The sequence below is a fragment of the Fluviibacterium sp. S390 genome (genome assembly GCF_049800695.1).
Classification (GTDB): domain Bacteria; phylum Pseudomonadota; class Alphaproteobacteria; order Rhodobacterales; family Rhodobacteraceae; genus Meridianimarinicoccus.
Genome location: NZ_JBNAFN010000051.1, coordinates 1 through 4454, shown reverse-complemented (window position 1 = coordinate 4454; position 4454 = coordinate 1). Strand labels below are relative to the sequence as shown.

Sequence of the window (4454 nt, the reverse complement as noted above, 5' to 3'; positions counted from 1 at the left end):
TGTCCGTCGTCAGGGATTTTGGGACAGATGGCTGCGTGATCTAAGAGAGGGTCAGGCTCATCTGTCTGGGTTGATTATGCGGCGGATTTGCGGTGAAGCAACCGTCGCGTTTCGATGGTCTTTCGTTTGATCCTTTCTCGTTGTTGCAGGATGGTCTGGCCACGCCCGAAGTAGACGTCGGCGGGTGTGAGGTTCTGCAAGCTCTCGTGGTAGCGCCGGTGGTTATAGTGATCGACGAAGGCGTCGATCCGCTGTCGGAGGTCGCCTGGCAGGTAGTAGTTTTCCAGCAGAATGCGGTTCTTTAGCGTTTGGTGCCACCGCTCGATCTTGCCCTGGGTCTGTGGGTGATATGGCGCACCTCGAACATGGCCCATCTTCTGATCTTCCAGCCAATCGGCCAGTTCACCAGAGATGTAACTCGACCCGTTATCCGAGAGTAGGCGCGGCTTATGCAGCACTGTTGCTTGATCACACCCTGAAGCCTGCAGCGCGAGGTCGAGCGTGTCGGTCACATCCTCGGTTTTCATCGTTGTGCAGAGTTTCCATGCGATGATGTAACGGCTGTAGTCGTCGAGGATCGTCGATAGGTAGAACCAGCCCCAGCTGATGACCTTCAGATAGGTGAAGTCGGTCTGCCAGAGCTGGTTCGGCCGTGTGGTCTTGTCGTGGAACTCGTCAGCGGCGGACAGAACCACATAGGCCGGGCTGGTGATCAGGTCGTAGGACTTGAGGATGCGATAGACCGAAGCCTCTGACACAAAATACTTTTCCACGTCGGTGAAGCGCACGGCCAGCTCACGTGGCGACAGATCGCTTTCCTTCAGGGCCAAGTCCTTGACCTTCTCGCGCACCGGCTCAGGGATGCGGTTCCAGACACGTGATGGCCTGGGACTGCGATCCTCAAGCGCCTCGGGGCCGCCCGACAGATACCGATCATACCAGCGATAGAAGGTCGTTCTGGGAATGCCGAGCTTGTCCAACGTGCGCCCGGTCGGCAGGTGCGAGCCTTCGACGAGGCGGATGATCTCCAGTTTCTCGGATGCAGGGTATCTCATTCGTCGTCGCCCCCATCCGCGATCATGCTTTTTTTGAGCAGCCGCAGTTCCAGCGCCTGTTCGGCTACGACTTCCTTCAGGTCGCGGGATTCTCGACGCAGATCCTTGACTTCGTTCGATGTCGCCGCGCGGGCCGTATCGCCCGCCAGGCGCTTCTTCCCAGCCTCGAGGAATTCCTTGGACCAACTGTAGTACAGGCTCTGAGCGATGCCTTCGCGGCGGCACAGCTCAGCAATGCTGTCCTCGCCCTTCAGGCCGTCCAGCACGATCCTGATCTTCTCCTCGGCTGAATACTGTTTGCGCGTCGCGCGGCGGATGTCTTTAACGACCTTCTCGCCGTGGCTTTGCTTGGTACCGGGTTTCTGTCTCATCTCCACTCCTTGGTGGTTACGATGTGCCAGAAACCCTCTCTTATCAAATTACCCTAAACTGTCCCATTGGCGCTGACGTCAGACAAGTATGTGAAGCTTCCTGAGGGGATGAATGAAGGACTTCGCACCAGACTTCAAAAGGGTGATGTCTTGATTTCCATCACTGCTGATCTGGGCGTTGTTGGGTATATCCACGATGAACCAGATGTTCCTCACTACATCAATCAGCACATATCCATGTTGAGGCTGGACCCGAACCACGTTGAGACTGAGTTCGCGGCCTATGCTTTGTCATCCCAACATATGAACAATACCATACAGCGGCTGAACGATGCCGGAGCTAAAGCAGGACTGAGTCTGCCAACAATACGGAGCCTACCATTAAAACTCCCCCCGCTCCCCGAACAACGAAAGATCGCGGAAATCCTCTCGACCTGGGATGCGGCGATTGAGAAGACGGAGGCCCTGCTGGCCACCGCCAAAGCCCAAAAACGCGCCCTCATGCAATCCCTCCTCACAGGCAAACGCCGCTTCCCTGAGTTTGAGGGCCAACCGTGGAAAGAGGTGCGGTTGGGGGAGACGGGCACCACAGTATCTGGCGGAACACCGGACAGCACCGTTGCCAGCAACTGGGATGGCGATATTCACTGGGCGACACCCACCGACATCACGAAGCAAACTTCGCGCTTCATTCGCAAGACAGCACGGATGATCACTGAAAGCGGATTAAAGGGTTCCTCTGCGAAACTTGTCCCCTCTGGCACGATACTGATCTGCACTCGTGCAACCATCGGTGAAATGGCAATCGCCACTGGCCCGATCTGCACCAACCAAGGTTTCAAGAACCTGGTTTTGTCCGATGCCTTCGACTCCGATTTCATTTTCTATTTGCTCCAGTTCTTCAAGAAGGACCTCATTCGCTACGCCTGCGGATCAACCTTTCTGGAGTTGTCAAAGAAGGCCTTCGATAAGCGCAGCTTCTTGATGCCCGAACTTGGCGAACAGCGACGGATCGCAGCGGTTCTGAACGATGCAGAGGATCAGATCGCTGAGCATGCACAATCGATCACCAAACTCCGCACCGAAAAGAAGGCCCTGATGCAGCAACTGCTCACGGGCAAACGGCGGGTGGTTGTCTGACATGGCAGGGATTGGTGGTCAGGGCGATCTATTTCAGCATGCAGGCCATGGTGGCCAGGACGATGTGCGGGAAGACGACGCCCGTGCGCTGATTGATCAGCTGATATCAGACACGAACCTCTATGCGACCCGCGACGCGCAGCTAGAACTGTTCGAATTTGTCTCTCGCTTCACCGAATATGCGCCGTTTAACGCCATGTTGATGCATGTTCAAAAACCTGGTGTCACATACGTCGCCAACACAACCGACTGGGCAAGGCGTTTCCGCAGACGGCCCAAACAGGACGCGCGGCCTCTCGTCATCCTTCAACCTTTCGGCCCCGTTAATTTCGTCTTCGATGTTCAGGACACGGAAGGTGAACCGATGCCGGAAGGTGTGTTGAATTTCGAGGCAACTGGCAACATGCCGAAATCGTGGTGGAACCATGTAGGTGAGCGATTGGAAAAGGCTGACATTGACTTGGTGCAAGTGGATCAGGGAGATTCCCGCGCAGGCTACATTCAGTTGAAGGAAAACAGATTTGCCGTGAAGCAACGCAATGTGTATCGATTGGCAGTCAATTGAACCGCCCCGGGTTTACCGGAGAGTAAAACTCTCAAAAGGTGAGCCCCATGACAGAGAAGAAAGTTTCCCCGAGTTACACGGCTGAGTTCCGCGCGCGCGGCGTTCGGCTTTTCCGCGAACATCGTTCTGATTACAGCAGCGACAGTGCCGCCTACCGGGCCATTGCCTCGAAGCTGGGCTGTTCGTCTTTCAGCCTGCGGGACTGGTATCGGCGCGCTGCGCGTGATGCAGGTGAATTGTCCGGACCGACGAGCGAGGAAAAGGCACGGATCAAAGCCCTGGAGCGTGAGAACCGTGAACTCAGGCAAGCCAACGAGATCCTGAAGAAGGCGTCAGCGTATTTCGCTCAGGCGGAGCTCGACCGCCCGTTCAAGCGATGATTGGCTTCATCGACGACCACCGTGATGTCTTTGGTGTCGGGCCGATCTGCCGGGTTCTGGGAATCGCATCATCGACGTTCTATGCCCACAAGTCCGTTGAACACGAACCGGCCTCTGCGTCCGAGCGGGCGAAGCGTGATGTTCTGGACAAGGCTGCCATCAGACGTGTGTTCGATGCCAGCCGGTGCCGGTACGGCGCACGCAAGATTTGGCACGCTCTGCGCCGGGAAGGACACGACATCGCTCGTTGCACCGTGGAGCGCCTGATGAAAGCCATGGGTATTCAGGGTGTTGTCCGGGGCAAGAAGGTCGTCACGACCAATCCTGACACGGCACAGCCATGCCCCGACGACAAGGTGAATCGAGAGTTTGCGGCGGATTTCCCAAACCAGCTTTGGGTTTCGGATTTCACCTATGTCTCCAGCTGGCAGGGAATGGTTTACGTAGCCTTCGTGATCGATGTTTTCGCCCGCAAGATCGTCGGGTGGCGCGTCTCGACCTCGATGTCGACCGGTTTCGTGCTGGATGCCTTGAACCAGGCCATCTGCCAGAGGGCTCCGTGCGAGGCCGACAAACTGATCCATCACAGCGACCGTGGCAGCCAATACCTGTCGATCAAATACACCGAGCGACTGGCCGAAGCAGGGATCGACACCTCGGTCGGCAGCGTCGGGGACAGTTATGACAATGCTCTGGCCGAAAGCACCATCGGCCTGTTCAAGACCGAAGTTATCAACTTCATCGGCCCCTGGAAATCGGTTGGCCAGGTCGAATGGGAGACATTGAAATGGATCGACTGGTACAACAACGAACGCCTGCACAGCGCCATCGGATACGTCACGCCGCAAGAAGCAGAAGAGGCCTTCTACGAAGCCTTGAACGCTGACGAAAAAGCAGCCTAATCATTGAACCAAACCCTCTCCGGTAAACCCGGGGCGGTTCA

Annotated in this window: 4 protein-coding genes and 1 other annotated feature; of the genes, 3 read left to right on the top strand and 1 reads right to left on the bottom strand. The window is 56.4% G+C overall.

All coding sequences use genetic code 11. From position 1 onward, the window contains the following. Positions 1-74: 74 nt before the first annotated feature. A protein-coding gene (locus ACP15K_RS20120) for an IS3 family transposase (protein ID WP_424991181.1) occupies positions 75-1426 on the bottom strand; the annotation gives its coding sequence in 2 pieces (ribosomal slippage) (positions 75-1090 and positions 1090-1426; 1353 coding nt in all). A 66-nt stretch (positions 1427-1492) separates the two neighbouring features. Between ACP15K_RS20120 and ACP15K_RS20115 the strand changes: the two genes are divergently transcribed. The 3 genes from ACP15K_RS20115 (at position 1493) to ACP15K_RS20105 (ending at position 4413) form a co-directional block, all read left to right on the top strand. Further along, complete coding sequence (locus ACP15K_RS20115; RefSeq protein ID WP_424991446.1) at positions 1493-2566, top strand: restriction endonuclease subunit S; 1074 nt, start codon at positions 1493-1495, stop codon at positions 2564-2566. Further along, positions 2559-3131, top strand: a complete 573-nt coding sequence (locus ACP15K_RS20110) for a hypothetical protein (protein ID WP_424991445.1) — start codon at positions 2559-2561, stop codon at positions 3129-3131. Before ACP15K_RS20115 ends, ACP15K_RS20110 begins: the two co-directional genes overlap by 8 nt. Positions 3132-3178: 47 nt before the next feature. Continuing rightward, a protein-coding gene (locus tag ACP15K_RS20105) for an IS3 family transposase (RefSeq protein ID WP_424991167.1) occupies positions 3179-4413 on the top strand; the annotation gives its coding sequence in 2 pieces (ribosomal slippage) (positions 3179-3479 and positions 3479-4413; 1236 coding nt in all). Then, positions 3466-3582 (top strand) — a sequence feature (AL1L pseudoknot). (Overlaps the previous gene by 117 nt.) Positions 4414-4454: the final 41 nt, after the last annotated feature.